19 protein-coding genes are annotated in these 18,288 nt (G+C 69.5%); 11 read left to right on the forward strand and 8 right to left on the reverse strand.

The features are described 5' to 3' along the window. Positions 1–83 precede the first annotated feature (83 nt). From ACFY2X_RS31440 to ACFY2X_RS31450, 3 genes are read left to right on the forward strand one after another with little or no spacing between them, the layout of a single operon-like run. A complete protein-coding gene (locus ACFY2X_RS31440; RefSeq protein WP_389945339.1) occupies positions 84–311 on the forward strand; it encodes a hypothetical protein in 228 nt (75 codons plus the stop codon). Positions 312–334: 23 nt separating this feature from the next. Then, the gene (locus ACFY2X_RS31445; protein ID WP_389945543.1) at positions 335–700 is read left to right on the forward strand and encodes a cysteine hydrolase family protein; all 366 of its coding nucleotides are present in this window, start codon (positions 335–337) and stop codon (positions 698–700) included. A gap of 45 nt (positions 701–745) precedes the next feature. Beyond that, the gene (locus ACFY2X_RS31450; protein ID WP_389945342.1) at positions 746–1,414 is read left to right on the forward strand and encodes an alpha/beta fold hydrolase; all 669 of its coding nucleotides are present in this window, start codon (positions 746–748) and stop codon (positions 1,412–1,414) included. Positions 1,415–1,683: 269 nt separating this feature from the next. Here the strand turns inward: ACFY2X_RS31450 and ACFY2X_RS31455 are convergent, their stop codons facing one another. From ACFY2X_RS31455 to ACFY2X_RS31465, 3 genes are all read right to left on the reverse strand, one after another. Continuing rightward, the gene (locus ACFY2X_RS31455; RefSeq protein ID WP_389945345.1) at positions 1,684–3,495 is read right to left on the reverse strand and encodes a Tn3 family transposase; all 1,812 of its coding nucleotides are present in this window, start codon (positions 3,493–3,495) and stop codon (positions 1,684–1,686) included. Positions 3,496–4,278: 783 nt separating this feature from the next. Next, positions 4,279–4,563 (reverse strand): hypothetical protein, encoded by a 285-nt coding sequence (locus tag ACFY2X_RS31460; protein ID WP_389945348.1) that lies wholly within the window; start codon positions 4,561–4,563, stop codon positions 4,279–4,281. A 276-nt stretch (positions 4,564–4,839) separates the two neighbouring features. After that, positions 4,840–6,450, reverse strand: coding sequence for an FAD-dependent oxidoreductase (locus tag ACFY2X_RS31465; RefSeq protein ID WP_389945351.1), 1,611 nt, complete (start codon positions 6,448–6,450; stop codon positions 4,840–4,842). Between the two features lie 93 nt (positions 6,451–6,543). On the opposite strand from ACFY2X_RS31465, the gene ACFY2X_RS31470 reads away from it, so the two are divergent. Further along, on the forward strand, positions 6,544–7,200 hold the full coding sequence (locus tag ACFY2X_RS31470; protein WP_389945354.1) for a TetR/AcrR family transcriptional regulator: 657 nt from the start codon (positions 6,544–6,546) through the stop codon (positions 7,198–7,200). Positions 7,201–7,262: 62 nt separating this feature from the next. Here ACFY2X_RS31470 and ACFY2X_RS31475 read toward each other — a convergent pair whose 3' ends face one another. Then, positions 7,263–7,397 (reverse strand): hypothetical protein, encoded by a 135-nt coding sequence (locus ACFY2X_RS31475; protein ID WP_389945357.1) that lies wholly within the window; start codon positions 7,395–7,397, stop codon positions 7,263–7,265. Here ACFY2X_RS31475 and ACFY2X_RS31480 point away from each other — a divergent pair. After that, on the forward strand, positions 7,390–7,704 hold the full coding sequence (locus ACFY2X_RS31480; protein WP_389945360.1) for a hypothetical protein: 315 nt from the start codon (positions 7,390–7,392) through the stop codon (positions 7,702–7,704). The genes ACFY2X_RS31475 and ACFY2X_RS31480 overlap by 8 nt on opposite strands. A gap of 79 nt (positions 7,705–7,783) precedes the next feature. Continuing rightward, a complete protein-coding gene (locus ACFY2X_RS31485) occupies positions 7,784–8,344 on the forward strand; it encodes a GNAT family N-acetyltransferase (protein WP_389945363.1) in 561 nt (186 codons plus the stop codon). A 228-nt stretch (positions 8,345–8,572) separates the two neighbouring features. On the opposite strand, the gene ACFY2X_RS31490 is transcribed toward ACFY2X_RS31485, so the two are convergent. Then, complete coding sequence (locus ACFY2X_RS31490) at positions 8,573–9,139, reverse strand: TetR/AcrR family transcriptional regulator (RefSeq protein WP_389945366.1); 567 nt, start codon at positions 9,137–9,139, stop codon at positions 8,573–8,575. Positions 9,140–9,298: 159 nt separating this feature from the next. Here ACFY2X_RS31490 and ACFY2X_RS31495 point away from each other — a divergent pair, with 159 nt between their 5' ends. Then, entirely contained in the window at positions 9,299–10,213 is a 915-nt protein-coding gene (locus ACFY2X_RS31495) for an NmrA/HSCARG family protein (RefSeq protein WP_389945369.1), read from the forward strand. Between the two features lie 211 nt (positions 10,214–10,424). On the opposite strand, the gene ACFY2X_RS31500 is transcribed toward ACFY2X_RS31495, so the two are convergent. Beyond that, a complete protein-coding gene (locus tag ACFY2X_RS31500) occupies positions 10,425–10,688 on the reverse strand; it encodes a hypothetical protein (RefSeq protein WP_389945372.1) in 264 nt (87 codons plus the stop codon). A gap of 210 nt (positions 10,689–10,898) precedes the next feature. On the opposite strand from ACFY2X_RS31500, the gene ACFY2X_RS31505 reads away from it, so the two are divergent. From ACFY2X_RS31505 to ACFY2X_RS31520, 4 genes are all read left to right on the forward strand, one after another. Then, positions 10,899–13,562: an AAA family ATPase gene (locus tag ACFY2X_RS31505; RefSeq protein ID WP_389945375.1), complete on the forward strand. Its 2,664-nt coding sequence runs from the start codon at positions 10,899–10,901 to the stop codon at positions 13,560–13,562. Positions 13,563–13,648: 86 nt separating this feature from the next. Continuing rightward, a complete protein-coding gene (locus ACFY2X_RS31510) occupies positions 13,649–14,545 on the forward strand; it encodes an ATP-binding cassette domain-containing protein (RefSeq protein ID WP_389945378.1) in 897 nt (298 codons plus the stop codon). After that, the gene (locus tag ACFY2X_RS31515) at positions 14,542–16,104 is read left to right on the forward strand and encodes an ABC transporter permease (protein WP_389945381.1); all 1,563 of its coding nucleotides are present in this window, start codon (positions 14,542–14,544) and stop codon (positions 16,102–16,104) included. Before ACFY2X_RS31510 ends, ACFY2X_RS31515 begins: the two co-directional genes overlap by 4 nt. Positions 16,105–16,292: 188 nt before the next feature. After that, positions 16,293–16,544, forward strand: a complete 252-nt coding sequence (locus tag ACFY2X_RS31520) for a transposase (RefSeq protein WP_389945384.1) — start codon at positions 16,293–16,295, stop codon at positions 16,542–16,544. 137 nt (positions 16,545–16,681) lie between these two features. Here ACFY2X_RS31520 and ACFY2X_RS31525 read toward each other — a convergent pair whose 3' ends face one another. Together ACFY2X_RS31525 and ACFY2X_RS31530 are read right to left on the reverse strand one after the other, a co-directional pair. Beyond that, positions 16,682–17,836 (reverse strand): FAD-dependent monooxygenase, encoded by a 1,155-nt coding sequence (locus ACFY2X_RS31525; protein WP_389945387.1) that lies wholly within the window; start codon positions 17,834–17,836, stop codon positions 16,682–16,684. Positions 17,837–17,920: 84 nt separating this feature from the next. Beyond that, positions 17,921–18,133 (reverse strand): hypothetical protein, encoded by a 213-nt coding sequence (locus ACFY2X_RS31530; RefSeq protein ID WP_389945390.1) that lies wholly within the window; start codon positions 18,131–18,133, stop codon positions 17,921–17,923. Between the last annotated feature and the right edge of the window lie 155 nt (positions 18,134–18,288).

Below are 18,288 nucleotides of genomic sequence, written 5' to 3' on the forward strand. Positions count from 1 at the left end.
AGTTTACACAAATGGAGGCTGTGGCCGCCGATCGCGGCACAGCCGTGCCACAGAAGCCGCACCTGCAGCGAAGGGAACAACCGATGCCTACTGATCACCCCGCTTCGCGGACCGGCTTGGTCCTCCTCGACCCGTACAACGACATGCTCAGCGAGGACGGTAAGGTCTGGCCCGCGGTCAAGGAGGTGGCCCAATCGGTCGGGCTCCATCAGCACCTGCGCGACCTGCTCACCGGCGCGCGGGCGGCCGAGGTCCCGGTCTTCATCGCCCCGCACTGGCGCTGGCGCTCGGGCGACGCCGACAACTGGTAGCAACTGGCACCCCCTTCCGCAAGCTGTCCGAAGCGCAACTGTTCGCTCTCGACGGCTGGGGCGGGCAATGGCACCCCGATTTCGGGCCCCGGCCAGGGGACGTCATCGCCTACGAGCACCGGGGAATGAGCGGGTTCGCCAACACCAACCTGGACCAGCAGCTCCGCCAGCACGGCGTCGGGCACATCATCCTCGCGGGCATGACCGCCATCGGCTGCGTAGAAGGCACCGGATGGCACGCCGTGGAACTCGGCTACTCCGTAACCCTGGCCAAGGACGCCACCGCCACCTGGAACGACGAGGCCATGCGCGCCGCACACGAGATCAACGGGCCGCTCTACGCGACCTCGGTCCTCACCACCGACCAGGGGTTGGACACCCTGCGATGACAAAGCCCTACAGCCGATGCCCCGCCTTGAGAGAAGGAGAAACACATGACGACGTTCGTCCTCGTACCCGGCGGTTGGAAGGGCTCCTGGGCGTATGAGGCGGTGATTCCGCTGCTGGAGCGTGCCGGTCATACCGTTCACGCCCTGACCCTGACCGGTCTGCGGCCAGACGACGACAACGCGACGGTCGCGACCGCCAACCTCGACACACACGCCGACGACGTACTGCGGCTCCTCGATCGTGCCCACATCACCGGCGCGACGCTAGTCGGCCACAGCTACGCCGGGATGGTGATCGCCGCCGCCGCCGATCGCGCCAACGGGCGGATCTCACGGCTGGTGCATCTCGACGCCTTCGTCCCGCGCGATGGCGAGTCGTGGTGGTCGTCGGCGAACGAGTACTTCCGGGAAGTGATCGCGGCCGGCGCCGCGAGCACCGGCTACGCCGTCCGACCGCCGGACGGCGGCGATCCCCGCCGCCGTCCCCATCCCCTCGCCTCGTTCCTGCAGGCGATCCGGCTCACCGGCGCGCACGCCCAGGTCCCCCGCCGGGAGTTCGTCTACTGCTCGGGATGGGAAGACCGGACGCCGTTCACTGAACTCCGCATCCGACTCCAAGGCGATCCCGAGTGGCAGGTCCACGACCTCCCAACTGGCCACGACGCGATGCATGAAGCCCCAGAGGCGGTCGCCGCGCTACTGCTCGACGGATAATCGCGGAAGCATCGACGCACAAACGACAGGACGCTGCGGCGGCCCAGGAGTGGTACCGCAAGGCCGCCGCCACCAGGGATGGCCGATGAAGACGCAGGCAAGGTGGCGTACCGGGGTGCTGCTCGGGTTCCTCGCCTACGAGTGGATGCCGGACTCGACAGGCTTGGCCATATTTCTGGACACCGATTGCTCGGCCGCAGACGTGAGCCACCATGAATATCGTCCTCTGCACGGAGACTACGCGCATCGGACAACGACAAGATCGTGAACTACTCCGGCCACTCCGGCTGCACAGCGCCCGGGCCACCGCCCAACGGCAGAGGCTTGGCCACATCCAGCCGTACCTCGCCGTAGGGCTGGACGTGCTGCCAGAACAGCGGGGTCAGGCCACGGCGGTCGGCAGGTTTGAGCAGCTTGGCCCACTCCGGTTCGGCAAGGACGTCCTGCAGCATCAGCGTGTTGATGTACACGAGCGCGGCCTGCAGGATGCGCAGGCACAAGACGCTCATCTCCAGCTCCTCGCGCCGGTTGGTGGCGATGTCGCCGCCCTTGCCGTAGAAGATGACGCTGTTGGCACCGTTGGAGGACTCCACCGCGTTGAGTCCTTCCTGGATCTCCCGCTGGAGCTCGCGGAGCCGGAGATAGCGCGCTACGAAGATGGTCTTCTGCGCGCGACCGACCTCCAGCATGGCCTGGTAGGTCGGGTGGGAGGCGGACTCGGTGAACCGGCGCAGGATCGCCTCGGTGGAGGCGGTGCCCTGTTTGATCGCGGTCGCGTACTTGATCATCTGGTCGTAGTTCTGCTCGATCAGATCCCAGCGGATCGGCCGGGTCATCGCCGGTGTCAGCCGCGGGTACAGGTCGCTTTCTCCGCTCTCGACCCGGTACAGCTTGACCTTGTTGATCTGCTTGATGCGCGGCAGCAGGTCGAAGCCCAAGAGCCGGGTCACACCGAACCCGATTTCCGTCTGGCCGTGGGAGTCGACATAGTTCCCTTCGACCTTCATGGTGGTGCCGTGCCGGACCGCGCCCTTGATCATCGCGTGCACCTCCGAGGCCGATGCGCGCAGGGTCTGGGAGTGCACGACCATGGATCCTCGTTCGATGTGCCAGTGGATGAGGATGCTGCGGCCGCCGTAGCGGGAGTGCCACTCGGTGAAGATGTCCTGGTCGTAGGCGCGTACGTGCGTGGAGTCGGAGGCGACGGTGGTCGTGCCCTCGCCCCACAGCGCCACGTTCCGGGCGGTGAAGGTCGCGTTGGCAATGGCGATCGCGATGTCGGTGGCGAACCGGATGAGTTTCCAGTTGCCCAGGCCGTTCTTCCTGCGTTTGACCCGCTGATAGATGGTTCCCATCTGCTCTCGTCGTTGCCGGTCGAAGTGTTCGTCCAGCGCCGACAGGGCGATGTTGGCCAGCAGCGGGGAGAAGATCCCGCCTTGCGGGGTTCCCGCCGGTGTCTCCTCCCGATCTCCGGTAGTCGCCATGACCCCGGCCTTTAGGAACGCCTTGACCAGCGCACAGACTCGCTTGTCCTTGATCCTCGCCCGCAGGTGATCCATCAGCGCCGTATGGCCGATCTCGTCGAAACACGCCGTGATGTCCGCCTCCAGCACCCAGGTGTGGTTCGAGGGTGCCGAGGCCAGACGGTGGATCTCAGCAATCGCATCATGCGCCCGCCGGTTAGGCCGGAACCCATATGAGCACGGCAGGAAATCCGCCTCAAAGATGGGTTCGAGCACCGTCTTGAGACTGGCCTGGACGATCCGGTCGGCGACGGTGGGGATGCCCAGCTTGCGACGCTTGCCGCTCGCCTTGGGAATCATCACCTGCCGCACTTCGACTGGTTCGAACTCGCCGGACTTCAGCGAGTTGCGGATCTCCTCCAGGAAGGTCTCCACCCCGATCCGGGTCTCGATCCAGGCCACCGTGGTTCGGTCGACGCCCGCAGTCCGCGCCCCGGCGTTGGAGGACACGCGTTCCCACGCGTGCACCAAAAACGCCGGGTCATAGACGAGGTTGAACAGGTCATCGAACCGGCGACCGGGATTGTCGGTCGCCCAACGGTGCAACTTGATCTGCATCCTCCGTACCGCGAAGAAGGCCGGATCAACGTCTGGCCATCTCCCAGCGCCGGTATTCACCGCCGCATCTTCGGACATTGCACTCTTCTCCTTGCTCGACACGCTGCCGTCCTTCCCCATGTGCCGGGCTCTCCCCGGCTCGGAGTACTACGACGGCTCCGTCCCACCCGCGCCCTTCGGCGGACATCGCGCCTATCCCCGCCCACCTTCCTGGCTGGAAGGTCGGAGAGGAGGGAGCGCGGGGGTTCCCACGTTCACCGCTGTCCGGTCGACGAGTTAGGCACCCGGCTATACCCCTGCGGCCTCGCCATGGCTACGCCGTGGTCTTTCACCATGGCCTCCCGACCGGGCGCCCCAACGCCCGGCCAGGAGTTCCCCGCCCCGGAATGAGAGGACGGGTGCGCACCGCTGACCAGCCCATATCCACCGGATTTGAGCTGGCGTCACATCAAGAGGCGTAACGACACCGGTTCCTCGCGTATACCTTCTCGTCTCGCTCACCGGGCTCGGCCCATCCGGTGGTGCCAGGCCGACCCGACTTTGTCGAGGCTGCTCCCGCCCTCCCCGGCGACTCCAGGGTTGGACTGCCTCCAGCTTTGCTCCGCCACCACGACGGCAGAGCGGCGGTGGTCTTGCACCTCCGCATGGACAGATCAGCGCTTCGTGGCGCACTGGGGCTGGTGACACGATTTTTACCGGCACCCCAATAGAGGACCTGCGGGAGCGTTACGACCTGCGCAGGGTGGTCTATCCCGGTACGGGACAGCCGGAACAGCTCCTGGCCTAGGCGTCAGCGTCGACGTCCGCGTCGGCCAGCGCCCGGTACAGCGAGGCGACCGAGGGGTTCTTCCCGGCGTTCTTGCCGGTCTTGATGATCAGCTTGCGGGCGATCTCGGGGATCGGCACGCCACGCTCCCGCAGCGACGGCACCAAGATGAACCGGGCCGCGTGGTACTTCGCCGCGACCTTCCCGCCACGCGTCCGGCAAGGGTTCGGCGCCGGCGCTTCACAGGTCGGGCAGTCGTGCCGTTCGACCTCCGCGGCGGCTTCTTCCGGGGCCGGCTCCATCCCCTGAGAATGGCGGCCTGCACGAACCCGCCCGCTGCGCGGCCCATCGCAGAACTCTCACAACCGATCATTTATGAGAACACGAACAGACACCAACATCACGCACAGCTACTAATCACTTTTAACGGGTCCGCCGCTCCGGCAGACTCGTCCTGACAGCCGCCAGCGGGTGAGCACTCACAGCTACCGAGCCCTGAGCCCTGCGCAAAGATCGTGCCCCCGCTGGTCGGCCGGTGGTGAATAGCTTGGGCGTGACGACTCTGTCGACGTAGGAGATCAAGACGATGTAACGGTCCCGGGGTGACGGGTGGGCCTTGACGGCGCGTAGCCGCCGGACCTCACCGGGCCGAACCAGGTGGCCAGCGCCTCGCCGAGGCCGTCACGCCCGCCCGCCCAGGCCACGTACCCGTCGGGCCGCACCAGCAGGACGTCTTCGCCCGGCGCGGCCTCGGCGGCGGCCACCCGCACCCGGTCCCCGTACCCTGCCGCCGCCTCGTCGAGCCGGTCCCGACCGAGTGGTCCGACGAGTAGTCCCCGGCCGTCCGCAAGCAGCCCGCCTGCCGGGAACGCGGCGCCCTCCGTCCGCCCGCCCGACGGTTGCACCGGCGCCATCTCTCCCAGCGGCGGGACGAAGCGGCCGACCAGGGGCTCGGAGACGTCGGGCGCGTAGTCCACATCCGTGCCCTCGACCATCGCCGAGAAGTGCCGCCGGGCGTCCGGCAGCTCCAGTACTTCGGCCAGCACCTCGCGCAACGCGTCCACCTGTGCTCCCGGCCGCATGAGCGCCACCTGCGCCCGGGTGTTGCGCAGTACACGGGCGGCCACCGGGTGCCGCTCGGCGGTGTAGGTGTCGAGCAGGCGGTCGGGGACCAGCCCGCGCGCCACCAGGGCGAGTTTCCATCCCAGGTTGACCGCGTCCTGCAGGCCGAGATTGAGCCCTTGGCCGCCGATGGGCGAGTGGACGTGCGCGGCGTCTCCGGCCAGCAGGATCCTGCCCTTGCGGTAGGTGTCGACATGCCGGGTGTTGTCGCTGTAGCGGATCCCGGTCTCCAGCCGGGTGACGACCACGTCCGTGCCGGTCACACGTCGCAGGCTCTCCTGCAGTTCCTGCGCCGTCATCGGCGCGTCCCGCTCGTCCGGTCCGCCGTCGAACTCGATGGTGGCGATCTCCCCCGGCACGAGCGACAGGTTCACCAGCCCACCGGGGCCGCGCAAGGATGAGGCGAGGGCACCGGGGTCGGCCAGCTCGGCCACCGCGGTCCGTCCGGTCATGGTGGCGGGCGTGCCGGAGAAGGCGAATCCGGATCTCTTGCGCACCACACTCCGCCCGCCGTCGCATCCGACGAGGTACATCCCGCGCACCAGCGACCCGTCGGCGAGCGTGGCGGCGACACCCGACTCGTCCTGTGCCACGTCCGTCACCCGGCATCCCTGGCGGACCGCGACCCCGAGCTCGGCGGCCCGCGCAGCGAGCACGCTTTCGAGCTGGTGCTGCTTGAGCATGAGGTAGTCGGCGCCACCGCCCGGTTCCAGTAGCGGCAGCCCGCTGAAGTGCCCTCTGATCATGCCCTTCTGAACGACCTCGGTCATGAGGGCGACGACGTCGGCCTGGGCGGGCAGAGAGCCTGTCACGTCGTCGCCGGGCCCGCGCCGCCGGCCCAGCTCCTCGAAGATCGCTTGCTGCGCCTCAGCCAGCGGTCCGGTCAGGCCACGCAGGGCCAGCGATTGCAGGGTGCGCGCGTTGAGCGAGCGCAGGCCGAGGCTGCGTGTCCTGCGTTCCTCGCCCGAGGCCGCCTCCAGGACCAGCACATCCGCCCCGGCCAGTGTCAGCTCACAGGCCAGCAGCAGGCCGACCGGCCCGCCGCCCACGACGATCACGTCGATCATTCCGTTTCTCCCTACTTACGGCGTACACTTACGCCGTAAGTAGAACACGTACACCGTAAGCTTTGTCAAACGATCTGGAGGAAGGATGGCTTGATGGCACGGCGCGAGCCGTTGAACAGAGAGAAGGTCCTGGACGCGGCCCTGGAACTGGCCGACAGGGAGGGTCTGGAAGCCCTGTCCATGCGGCGCCTGGCCAAGACGCTCGGCGTCGAGGCGATGTCTCTCTACAACCACGTCTCCAACAAGGCGGATCTCATCGACGGCATCGTGGAGCGCGTGTTCGAGCAGGTTGAGCCGCCCGACCCGGTGCTGCCATGGCCGGCGCGGGTGCGGGTGGCGGTGCTGAACATGTATCGGGTCTTCAGCCGTCATCCCGTGGTGCCGCTGGCGCTGGCCACCGATCGGTCCAACCCGACGTCGCCGCAGGTGATAGGGGCTCTGGACGGCCTGGTGGGGGCGCTGTTCGAGGCGGGTTTCGACGAGTTGGGCGCCTGGCGGGCGCTCGGGGCGGTGAACGGGCTGCTGTTCGGAGCTCTGCTGCTGTCGACGGGCGGGTTCAGCGGAGCACCCGGAGTGCACGCGGGCGAGGAGCAAGTCGGGGTCTACATCCGCCGACTCGACCCGGCGCAGCTGCCGCACTTCAGCAGGTTGCTGGGCTGGACCACGGAAGGCGGCGTGGATCCGGCGGCGGACTTCGAGCAGGCTCTGGACACGCTGATCCAGGGGCTGGTGGCCACGGTGAAAAGTTGAGAGCTCCCCTCATGGCCGCAGGCACGCACGCCCCGTTGGCGGAGCTGAGCACATCATCCAGTTCAGCCGACGGGAAGACCGGGCCGCCGGGTCGGGCCGAGATCGGCGACGCTCAGGCATGGCTCGGTCGCGTACGTGATCATCTGGTCGTAGTGGCGGGCGATCGGCTCCCAGCCGATGAGCCGCTGCTTGAGCACCCGCTTCGCCGACGCCCGATCGTTGAACGTCTACGCCGGATCGGCACCGATCACCCGGGCCTCCGGCATGAGCCTGACGGTTCACCACCGCAAGGTGAAAAACCAGTGTCTGGCCGCCGGCTACATGTGGGTCTTCGCCTCCCCGCGAATGCCCGGCCCTCGGGCGCACTGTGACCGCCGTCGCAGCGACGGCGACCGGCACTCCAGCGCGCTGCACAACACCTTCAACCGGATGCTCGGCTGTCTGGACCATCGCCCGCAGGAACGCGAGGTCTACGCCGAGTTCGCGGCCTTTCTCCCGCCCTGAAAAGCCGTGGTCCGACAAGGTGCGGGTCTGCTACCGTCAACGGACGCCGTGATGATCAACAGCGATCGGAGGCGAGCCGGTGACCGGCATTTTCCCTGAAACCGTCCTGTCTGCGGAGTCGCTCATCCTTCGTCCGTTCACCAGCGGCGATGTCTTGGACAACCAGGCCGCCTGTGCCGACGAGCTGATCCAGCGGTGGCTTCCGTTGCCCCGGCCCTACACGCTCGACGACTCGGCCACATGGTGCACGAAAACCACAGGCGCCTTACGTGAGTCCGGTGACGGCATCCATTTCGCGATCACCGACGCTACCGGCGGCCGTTTTCTGGGCACGGCCGGGCTGAAGAAGACCGACTGGCGAGGGCGGATCAGTGAGATCGGCTACTGGGTCGCCCCGTGGGCACGTGGGTATGGGATCGCAGCAGCCGCCACCCGCGCCGTCGGATACTGGCTGCTGGTTGATCAGGGCTTTCAGCGCTTGGAGCTCAAGGCCGCCACCGGGAATGTCGCTTCTCAGAAGACGGCGCTCAAGGCCGGTCTGCAGCGTGAAGGCATCATGCGGAACGTCGGCTTCACGCATGCCGGCCGGGTCGACCTTGTCCTGTTCTCGCTCATCCCATCGGATCTACCAGGGGCTTGAAACGGGGGCGACCGGAATGCGCCAGAAAGGAGCCGCGGACTGCTGTAGTCGCAGATCAGCGGGCGCGGTGCCGATGGGTGAGGTCTGCTTCGGCGATGATGGGCGCGAAGGTCTCTTCGCCGAGTCGTACGTGGTCGAGTCGCCTCGGCGGCCGTGAGCGGCGGGCTGGGCGTCTGCCGCCTCGGCAAGGCCGGCGTGACAGATAATTCGCATTCTGTGTCACATCTCTCACCCCGCTGTTTTCCCTGCGGGGTGCACTCCGGTCAGCGCAAGGGTGAGCAGCCGGTCGGCCTGGGCCGCGCCGTCGGGTTCCTGCTCGACGGCCAGGCAGATGGCGTTGACGAGTTTGAGCAGGTCCGCGATTGAGACGTCGGTTCGTGCGGCGTTCGCGCGACGGGCGCGGGCCAGCAGGTCTGCTCCGGCGTTGGTGATCATCGTGTGACAGGTGGCGCCCAGCGTGGGATCACCGTCTTGGGCGCCGCGCATCAGCGAGGCGGCCAGGCCTCGGTTCGACACGGCATGCCTGGCGACGGCTCGAAGCCAGGTCATCAGCGCAGGTCCGGGATCAGCGTCGGCGGCCAGGTCGCCGGCGGTGGCGCACAGGGCCTCGACCTTGTCCCGGAAGACAGCCTCCAGCAGTTGCTGCCGCGAGGGGAAGTGCCGATGCAGCGTGGCCGAGCCGACGCCCGCGCGCCGGGCGATCTCCTCCAGGGAGGCCTCGGCTCCATGCTCGGCGACGGCCTCGGCGGCCGCGGCCAGGATGCGGTCGTAGTTGCGCCGCGCATCCGCGCGCATCGGCCGCGCGTGCGATGTCGTTCGACTGTCCTGCGGCATGTGATCTCCGACGAACTTGCGGAACCGGGGTGGCCCTCCATATTGTACTCACCCAGAAACGGAGTGCCACCCCACTTATGTGGGATGCCTCTACATGCCTCTACCGACTGGAGAAACATCGTGAAGACCATCGTGGTGGTGGGAGCGACCGGCCTTCAGGGCCGGGCCGTGACGGCGCATCTGCTCGCCGACGGCTGGCGGGTGCGAGCGGTGACGCGCAATCCGGACGCCCTCGCGGCCCGAACGCTGGCGCAGACGGGCGCCGAACTCGTCAACGCCGAGATGGACGACGTCGCCTCGCTCACCGCTGCGGCCGACGGCGCCTACGGCCTGTTCAGCGTGCAGCCCACCGTCGGCTCCCCGGGCACCCCGGTCGGCTTTTCCGCCGAGGACGAGGTCCGCTGGGGCTGTAACGTCGCCGACGCGGCACACGCCGCCGGCGTACGGCACCTGGTCTACGCCTCCCTCGCCGGCGCCGGCCGCCACAACACCGAGAAGCTGCCGCAGAACACGATCAACAAATGGCGGATCGAACAGCACATCACCCGGCTGGGCCTGCCCGCGACCTTCCTGCGCCCGGTCTCGTTCATGGAGAACTACACCGGCGCCTACCACCTGCACGACGGCACCGTGGCGACCGCGTTCGCCGCCGACGTGCCGCAGCAGATCATGGCCGTCGACGACGTCGGCGTCTTCGCCGCCCTGGCCTTCGCTCAGCCGGGCGAGTGGATCGGGCGCGCGGTCGACCTGGCCGGGGACGAACTGACCCCGGTGCAGATCGCCGCCGCCATCTCCGAGGCCATCGGCCGGCCGCTGCCGTACGTCCAGATCCCGATCGAGACGCTCGCGCAGATCGGCGAGGAGTTCGCCTTCGCCTATGCCTGGCTCAACGAACGTGGCTACCGCGCCGACGTCGCCTTCACCCGCGCGCTGAACCCCGGCCTGATGGACCTGCGCACCTGGCTGGAGCGAACCGGAGCCGCTCAGATCGCCGGTTTCCTGACCGCTCAGGACACCGCCAAGCAGGACCGATGAGCGCGCCCACCTTCGGACGGGTCGGCATCTGGGCGGGCGAGATGGATCGCCACCCCGCCCCGCACTGCGCCAAGCCGCCGCCGTCATCGAGGACCTCGGCTATCCGGCCCTGTGGTTTCCCGAGACGGCCGGCCGCGAGGCCATGGCCCAGGCCCGCCCTGCTGCTGTCGGCGACCCGTCAGACGGTCATCGCCACCGGTACCGCCAGCATCTACGCCCGCGACGCGATCACCGCCGCAGCCGGACAGCGCACCCTTGCGGAGGCATTCCCCGGGCGGTTCCTGCTCGGCCTCGGCGTCAGCCACCCCGTCTTGGTCACCGACATGCGTGGCCACCGGTGCGGTGAGTACTCCAGCAGGGTCCGGATGAGAGCCTCGACGCGGGCTGCGGCATCGTCGGCGAGCGCGGGGCCGGCCAGTGCCTGCTCGACGGGGGGCTTGTTGATCGCGCCGACTGACCCTTCCTGCCCTTTCATGACAACGCTTGCTCCCGCCGCTGGGAGGAGCGGGGTCAAGACGGCGATGCCAGCCGGTGGAGCCGAGGTCGAACGATCCTGACGCGGAACGAGAAGCGGCGATCATCCTCGCGGTGAGGGAAGCAGTAACGCGAACGCTGCGCCGACCGCTGGGACGCGTATGCTGCCCGGCGTTGAGATCACCAGGCCTGTGAGTGCGAGGAGTGCCTGATGTTGTATGGGCGGGAGCGGGAGCAGCGGGAACTCGGCCGGCTCCTGGCGGAGGCCGCCGCTGGCCGGGGCGGCGCCGTCGTGGTCATGGGTGAGCCGGGCGGCGGCAAGTCGGCGCTGCTGCGGTGGGCGGGCTCGAACCAGGAGTTCCGGGTGTTGAGCTGCACGGGCGTGGAGAGCGAGGCGGAGCTGCCGTTCGCGGCGTTGCAGTCCATGCTGTCCGGCGCGATGGGGCACCTGCCCGGCATTCCCGGCCCTCAGGCGGAGGCGTTGCGGGCGGCGCTGGGGCTGGCCGCGCCGGGGGGCGACAACCGTTTCCTGGTCGGCCTGGCCACAGTGTCGCTGCTGGCGGAGCTGTCCGCGGACGGGCCCGTGCTGTGCCTGGTGGACGACGCCCAGTGGCTGGACCGGCCGTCGGCCGAGGCGCTGGCGTTCGCCGCCCGCCGACTGGCGGCCGAGGGGGTGTTCCTGCTGTTCGCGGCGCGAGAGGGTGCCGCTCTGCCGGGCGTGCCCGAACTGGCGCTCAAGCGGCTGGACCCGATGGCTGCGCGGGCGCTGCTGGCCGAGCACGCTCCCGACCTGCCCGCCCACGTCCGCGACCGGGTGCTGGCCGAGGCCGACGGCAATCCGCTTGCCCTGCTCGAACTGCCCAAGACCGACGACGGCGATTCGGGGCACCTCCCGCTGCCGCACCGCCTGCAGGACGCCTATCAGCGGCGCATCGCCAAGCTGCCCGCGCCGGCCCGTACGGCGCTGCTGGTCGCGGCGGCGGAGGAGAGTGGCGCGCTGGCGGCCACGCTGCGCGCCATGGCCGGTCTCGGGTTGACGGCCGACGCGCTGGCGGCGGCCGAGGGCGAGGGGCTGATCGCCGTGGAGGAGCAGACGGTCGCCTTCCGCCACCCGCTGATCCGTACGGCCGTCTACCGGGGCGCGCCGTTCACCGACCGGCTGGCCGCGCACGCCGCGCTGGCGGACGCGCTGGTCGGCGACCCCGACCGGGCGGCCTGGCACCGGGCGGCGGCGGCCACAGGACCGGACGATGAGGTGGCGGCGGACCTGGAGGCGGCTGCCCTGCGGGCCCGCGGGCGTTCCGGGCATGCCACGGCCGTCGCGGCGCTGGAACGGGCCGTCCGGCTCACCTCCGGAGAGGCGGAACGGGCGCGGCGGCTGGCGCTGGCTGCGGAGATCGCCGTGGACGCGGGGCTGCCCGATCGCGCCCGGCACCTGGCCGGTCAGGCGCTCCGGCTCGCCGACGACGCCCGGGTGCTGGCGCGCGTCGCGACCGTGCGGGCCCAGGTGGAGTTCGAGCACGGCTCGTTGCGCACGGTGCACGAGGTGCTGGTCGCGGCGGCCCGCCAGGTCGCGCCGCTCGACCCGGACGCCGCCGCGTCGATGCTGGCGGACGCGTCGCGGGCGTCCTGGTCGGCCGGCGACCCCGTACGGGTGGCGCAGGCCCACCGGATACTCGAAACGCTGCCGCCGGATCCGTTCAGGGGCAAGCTCGTCGACTCCATCGGTGGGGCGCTGAAGTTGTACTCCGACGACGCGGCCGAGGCGGCCGACGGGGTGGCGCTGCTACGCGAGCACGTCGCACAGGGCAGGAGCGGGCCGCCGGGGCTGCGGCTCAACGTGGCGCTGCAGGCGCTGCTGACCGGCGACTACGACGACACCCGCGACATCATGGCGGACCTGGCGGAGGAGCGCCGCGCGAGCGGGGCCGTCGGCTGGCTGCCGGCGGTGCTGTGCACGCTGGCGACCGCCGAGGTCAACCTCGGCCGTCATCGCGACGCGATCCAGTCCGCCGGCGAGGCACTGCGCATCGCCGAGGACACCGGCCAGCCCAGCCGCGTGGCCCACGCCGAGGCGCTGCTGGCGTACGTGGCCGCCGTCCGCGGTGACGAGCGCGGCACGCGTCCCGCCGAGCAGAGCCTGCGGCGTTTCCCCGCGCACGCCAACGCGCTCGTGGCCGCGTGGTGTGAGTGGGCGCTGGCGCTGCTCGACCTCGGCCGTGGCCGCTACGAGGCGGCGCTGGACCGGCTGGAGACGGCCACCCGCGGCCCGATCCGGCACGTGGGACCCGGCGTGCACTTCGCGGCCGACCAGGTGGAGGCGGCCGTGCGGCTCGGCCGCCCGGAACGCGCCGCCGAGCCGCTGGCCCGGCTGGAGCAGTGGGCGGCCGCCGCCCGCCTGCCCTGGGAGGACGGGCTCGTGCTGCGCTGCCGCGCGCTGGTGACCGCGGACGGCACGTTGTACGCACGGGCGCTGGAGTTGCAGGGCGAGGCCCGGCCGTTCGAGAGGGCTCGCACCGAGCTGCTGTACGGGGAGTGGCTGCGCCGCGAGCGTCACAAAGCCGAGGCCCGTATGCACCTGCGTGAGGCGCTGGAGCGGTTCGAGCGGCTCGGCGCGGCTCCCTGGGCCGAGCACGCCCGCGCCGAGCTGCGCGCGGCCGGTGAGAGCTCTGCCCCCGCCGCGGCGGACGCGGCTGCCCAGCTCACCCCGCAGGAACTGCAGGTGGTACGGCTCGCGGCGACCGGCGCGACGAACAAGGAGATCGCCGCGCGGTTGTTCCTCAGCCCCAAGACCGTCGGCCACCACCTCTATCGCGCCTTCCCCAAGCTGGGCGTCTCCACCCGGACGGAGCTGGCCCGCCTGAGTCTCGAATAGGGGAACATGCCCGATACCGTCGGATGATCGCCGCTTTTACCGTCTTAACCAGCACCAAAGGGAACAAGACGAGGAGTGTGGCGGCCATGGAACTGGCCATCGAAGTGGAGGGACTGGTCAAGTCCTTTGGCCGGGCCCGGGCCCTGGACGGTCTGGACCTGACCGTACGAGCCGGGGAGGTGCACGGCTTCCTCGGCCCGAACGGGGCCGGGAAGTCGACCACCATCAGGACCCTGCTGGGCCTGCTGCGGGCCGACGCCGGCCGGGCGACGTTGCTGGACGGCGACCCGTGGCGCGAGGCGGCCGAGCTGCACCGGCGGCTGGCGTACGTGCCGGGCGATGTGAGCCTGTGGCCGGGCCTGACCGGCGGCGAGGTGATCGACCTGCTCGGCCGGCTGCGCGGCGGCCTGGACCGGGCCCGGCGGGCGGAACTGTTGGAGCGGTTCGAGCTGGATCCGCGCAAGAAGGCCAAGGCCTACTCCAAGGGCAACCGGCAGAAGGTGGCGCTGGTGGCGGCGTTCGCGTCCGACGCCGACCTGCTCATCCTGGACGAGCCCACCTCCGGCCTGGACCCGCTGATGGAGGCGGTCTTCCAGCAGTGCGTGGCCGAGGAGAAGGCCCGCGGCCGGACTGTGCTGCTGTCCAGCCACATCCTGTCGGAGGTCGAGGCGCTTTGCGACCGCGTCACGATCATCCGCCGGGGCCGGACGGTCGAGGCCGGCCCCCTGTCCCAGCTACGCGGCCTGGCCCGCAGCCAGGTCACCGCCGAGCTGGCTTCCCCAGCCGAGGGGCTGGCCCGGATGCCGGACCTGCACGCGGTGCGCATCGAGGGAAACCGGATCTCCTTCGAGGTGGACCGCACCCGGCTGGACGCGGCGCTGGCCGAGCTGATCAGGGTGGGCGTACGCGACCTGACCTGTACCCCGCCCTCGCTGGAAGACCTGTTCCTGCGCCACTACGAGAGCGAGAAGGCGGAGCGATGAACGGCACCTGGACTCTGACCAAGCTCGCACTCAAGCGTGAGCGCTTCATCGTCCCGCTCTGGCTGCTGCTGCTCGTCGCGCTCGCGGCCGGGCAGGTCCAGCGGTACGCCACCGGCATTCCCGACATCGCCGCGTTCGCCCGCGAGATGGCCGCGAACCATGCACTGACCGCGTTCGCCGGCGAGATCCCCTCCCCCACCCTGGCTGGCATGGCGGTCTGGAAGAACGCCGACGCCATCTACACCATCCTCGGACTGATCATGATCCTCACCGTCGTCCGGCACAGCCGGGGCGAGGAGGAGTCCGGCCGCGCCGAACTGGTCGGCGCCGGCGTGGTCGGCCGTCTGGCGCCGCTGACCGCCGCGATCGCCGTCACCTGCGGCTCGGCCGTCCTGGCCGGGCTGCTCACCGCCGCCGCCATGACCGCGACCGGCGCCGACGCAGCCGGGTCGCTGGCCTTCGGCGCCGCGATCATCGCCGCCGGCCTGGTCTTCGCCGGCATGGGCGCGGTGGCCGCCCAGCTCACCCAGAGCGCCCGCACTGCGATCGGCCTGGCCGCACTCGGCCTGGGCCTCAGCTATGTGCTGCGCTTCGTCGCTGACGGCAGCGGCCTGGCCGCTCTGAAGTGGCTCTCACCGCAAGGCTGGTCGCACCTGGTACGGCCGTACGGGGACAACAACGTGGCTGTGCTGCTGCTCAGCCTCGTCTTCACCGCCGCGGCCCTCGCGCTGGCCTACCGGCTGCTCACCCGGCGCGACCTGGGCCACGGCCTGATCCCCGAACGTCCCGGCCCGGCCGCCTCCGACCGGCTGCGCAGCCCGCTGCGCCTGGCATGGCGGCTGCAGAAGGGCCTGCTCGGCGGCTGGATCGCCGGATACGCGATCGCCGGGCTGGTCCTGGGCGCCCTGGCCACCTCCATCGAGGAGGTCGCCCGGCAGGGTGCCGCCGTGGAGGAGTTCTTCCGCCGCTACACCGCCTCGCCCGAGGCCACCATGACCGACGCCTACCTGTGGCTGATCGCGCTCAGCCTCGGCTACGTCTCGGCCCTCTACCCGCTGCTGGTCTTGCTGCGGCTGCGCAACGAGGAGATCACCGGCCGCGCCGAACTGCTCCTGTCCACCCCGGTCTCCCGCGTGCGCTGGGTCACCGGCCACCTGCTCTTCGCCCTGGCCGGAAGCGCCCTGATCCTCGCCGCCGCAGGGCTGACCATGGGCCTGGTGGCGGGCGCGCCCGGCAAGGTCCTCGTCGGCACCCTGGTACAGGTGCCCGCCACCTGGACCCTGGCCGGGATCGGCGTCCTGGCCTTCGGCCTGCTCCCCCGCGCCGCGACCGCGATCTCCTGGGCGGCCTTCCTGTTCGTCAACCTCTTCGGCGAGGTGCTCGGCCCGATCCTCGGCATCGACTACTGGATCGCCAAGTACGCCGTGCCCTACCCCAACCTGCCCATGGTCATCTCCGGGGAGCCCTTCACGGCCACAGCCATCGCGATCATGACAAGCGTTACCGCCGTCCTCATTGCGGCCGGCCTTGCCGCCGTCAGGCGCAGGGCGCTCAGCTGAGCCTCAAGGATCGTCGCGGAGAGATCCGCCCGGGTCACCGGGCGGATCTCTCCGTACCCGGGTGGGCTTTCCTGGCTCACCACCCGCCCCGGCCGCTCGAAGAAGCCCACCAACTCCAGCTCAAGACCGTCCTGGACCGCTGCCCAGAACTGGCCGCGCTCATCACGCACGTCCGCTCCTTCGCCGTCATGCTCACCCAACGCCGAGGCCACGACCTTCCCGGCTGGCTCATCGCGGCGAAAGCCGAAGGCCTGCCCGCGCTTCACGCCTTCGCAAACGGCCTCGAGCGCGACCTCGACGCCGTGACCGCAGGCCTGACCCTGCCCTGGAACTCCGGCCCGGTGGAAGGCCACGTCAACCGCGTCAAGATGCTCAAACGCCAAATGTTCGGCCGCGCGAGCTTCCCACTCCTTCGCAAACGAGTGCTCCTCACAACTTAACGATCATCGCGCACCGTCACCGCGTCACGGACTTTGAGCCAGATCCGCTACTCATCGACGAAATCATGCGTACCAGTTCGGCCTGCTGCCGCGCGCTCGGGGGAGACGAAGGGAGCCGACTTCGTGGTGGACGCTGGCTAGCTCAAGGAGGTGTAGTCGGGCAGCTCAAAGTGGCCGCCGGCCATCTTCTCCCCCATCTTGGCCATCGAGCTGAGCAGGAAGCGCCGCTTGAACAGCTGGTTGCGCAGCCAGATGCCCTTGCGGGTGCGCGGTGCCAGGAAGGGGCCGGCGTTGTTGCTGTCGGCGGCCTTGATGAACGGGCGGACGGTCTCCTCATAGCGCTCGAAGGCTGTGCCGTAGTCGGCCTGACTGAGCTCGCCCGCCAGCACATAGGCGGCGACCAGGGCCAGGCCGGTGCCGACGCCGCCGAGGGTGTTGGCTGCGGCGGCGTCGCCAAGCAGCACGATCCGGCCCTTCGAGAAGCGCTCGAGTGCGACCTGGGCGATGGTGTCGATGTAGACGTCCTTGGCCCAGGCCATCTTGGCCAGGATCTCGGGTGTCCGCCAGCCCATACCGCGGTAGGCGTCGATCAGGATCTGCTTCTGCTCCGCCACTGAGTAACGGTCGTAGGTCAGCTCAGGCGAGGCGAAGCAGAAGAAGGCGGGTGCCTTGGGACCGCCGATAGAGACGAGCCTGCCCGGCTCGTTGTACATCACCGGTTCGTCCACGACACGCTCCATGTCCACCAGCGCGTAGTAGTGGCCCATGTTCTTGACGTAGTCCGACTCCGGGCCGAAGGCCAGGCGGCGCACGTTGGAGTGGATGCCGTCCGCGCCGACGACCACGTTGAAGGTCCGGGGCGCACCCTTTTCGAACGTCACGTGGACGCCCGAGGCGGTATCGGTCAGCGAGGTGATCGAGTCGCCGAAGATGTACTGGCACGTGTCACGAGTGCGCTCGTAGAGGATCTCCGCCAGGTCGCCGCGGAGAATCTCCAAGTCGCCACCGGTGAACCAGCCCGGCATGACCGTGATCCGCTTGCCGTACGAGTCGATGACCGTCTGGTCGGTGCCCCCGGTCTGGCGGCGCTTGATCTCCTCCAGGATGCCCATGCGGCGCAGGAGCTCCAGGTGGGTCTCGCCCTTGAAGTCAATGGCCTGGCCGCCGGTGCGGAGGAATGGGGCCTTCTCCACAACGGTGACCGTGGCACCGGAGCGGGCCAGCCAGTAGGCAAGGGCGGGGCCTGCGATGCTGGCGCCGGAGATGAGGACTGAAATGTGCTTGTTCGTCATGGCTCTACTCTCGGAAACCCTGCTGACAGCTCACCGCCTATCCGCTGACAACGATCGAGGAAGTTGTCAGCGCGTCCTCGCGGCTCATCGCCGCACCCATGCCGGCCTGCTCGGCGAACGCCTCAGCGCCGATCGGGGGTCCCAGTAGTAGGGGTGTTGCTCCCAGCCCATCGCGACCTGGATCACCTCGTGCAGCTCGGCCAGACTCGCCTCCGACGGCCCATGGACCCGCCGCCACACCGGCGGGTGGATCTCCCGCAGGGTGACCTTCAACTGGTGGATGGTGCCCACGAGCATGCCCTTCGAGGTGACCGGCGACGACGCGCGTCACGGTAGCGGTACCGATCATCGATACGGGACGGTTTCGGGACTACTGCGGACGTTCGGCCCCTCGCGCACGCGCGCGCAGCCCTGTCAAAAAGTAAGAAAACTACGGCGAGCCGCTGCGGCCA

It is taken from the genome of Streptosporangium sp. NPDC000396 (assembly GCF_042898655.1).
Taxonomy (GTDB): domain Bacteria; phylum Actinomycetota; class Actinomycetes; order Streptosporangiales; family Streptosporangiaceae; genus Streptosporangium.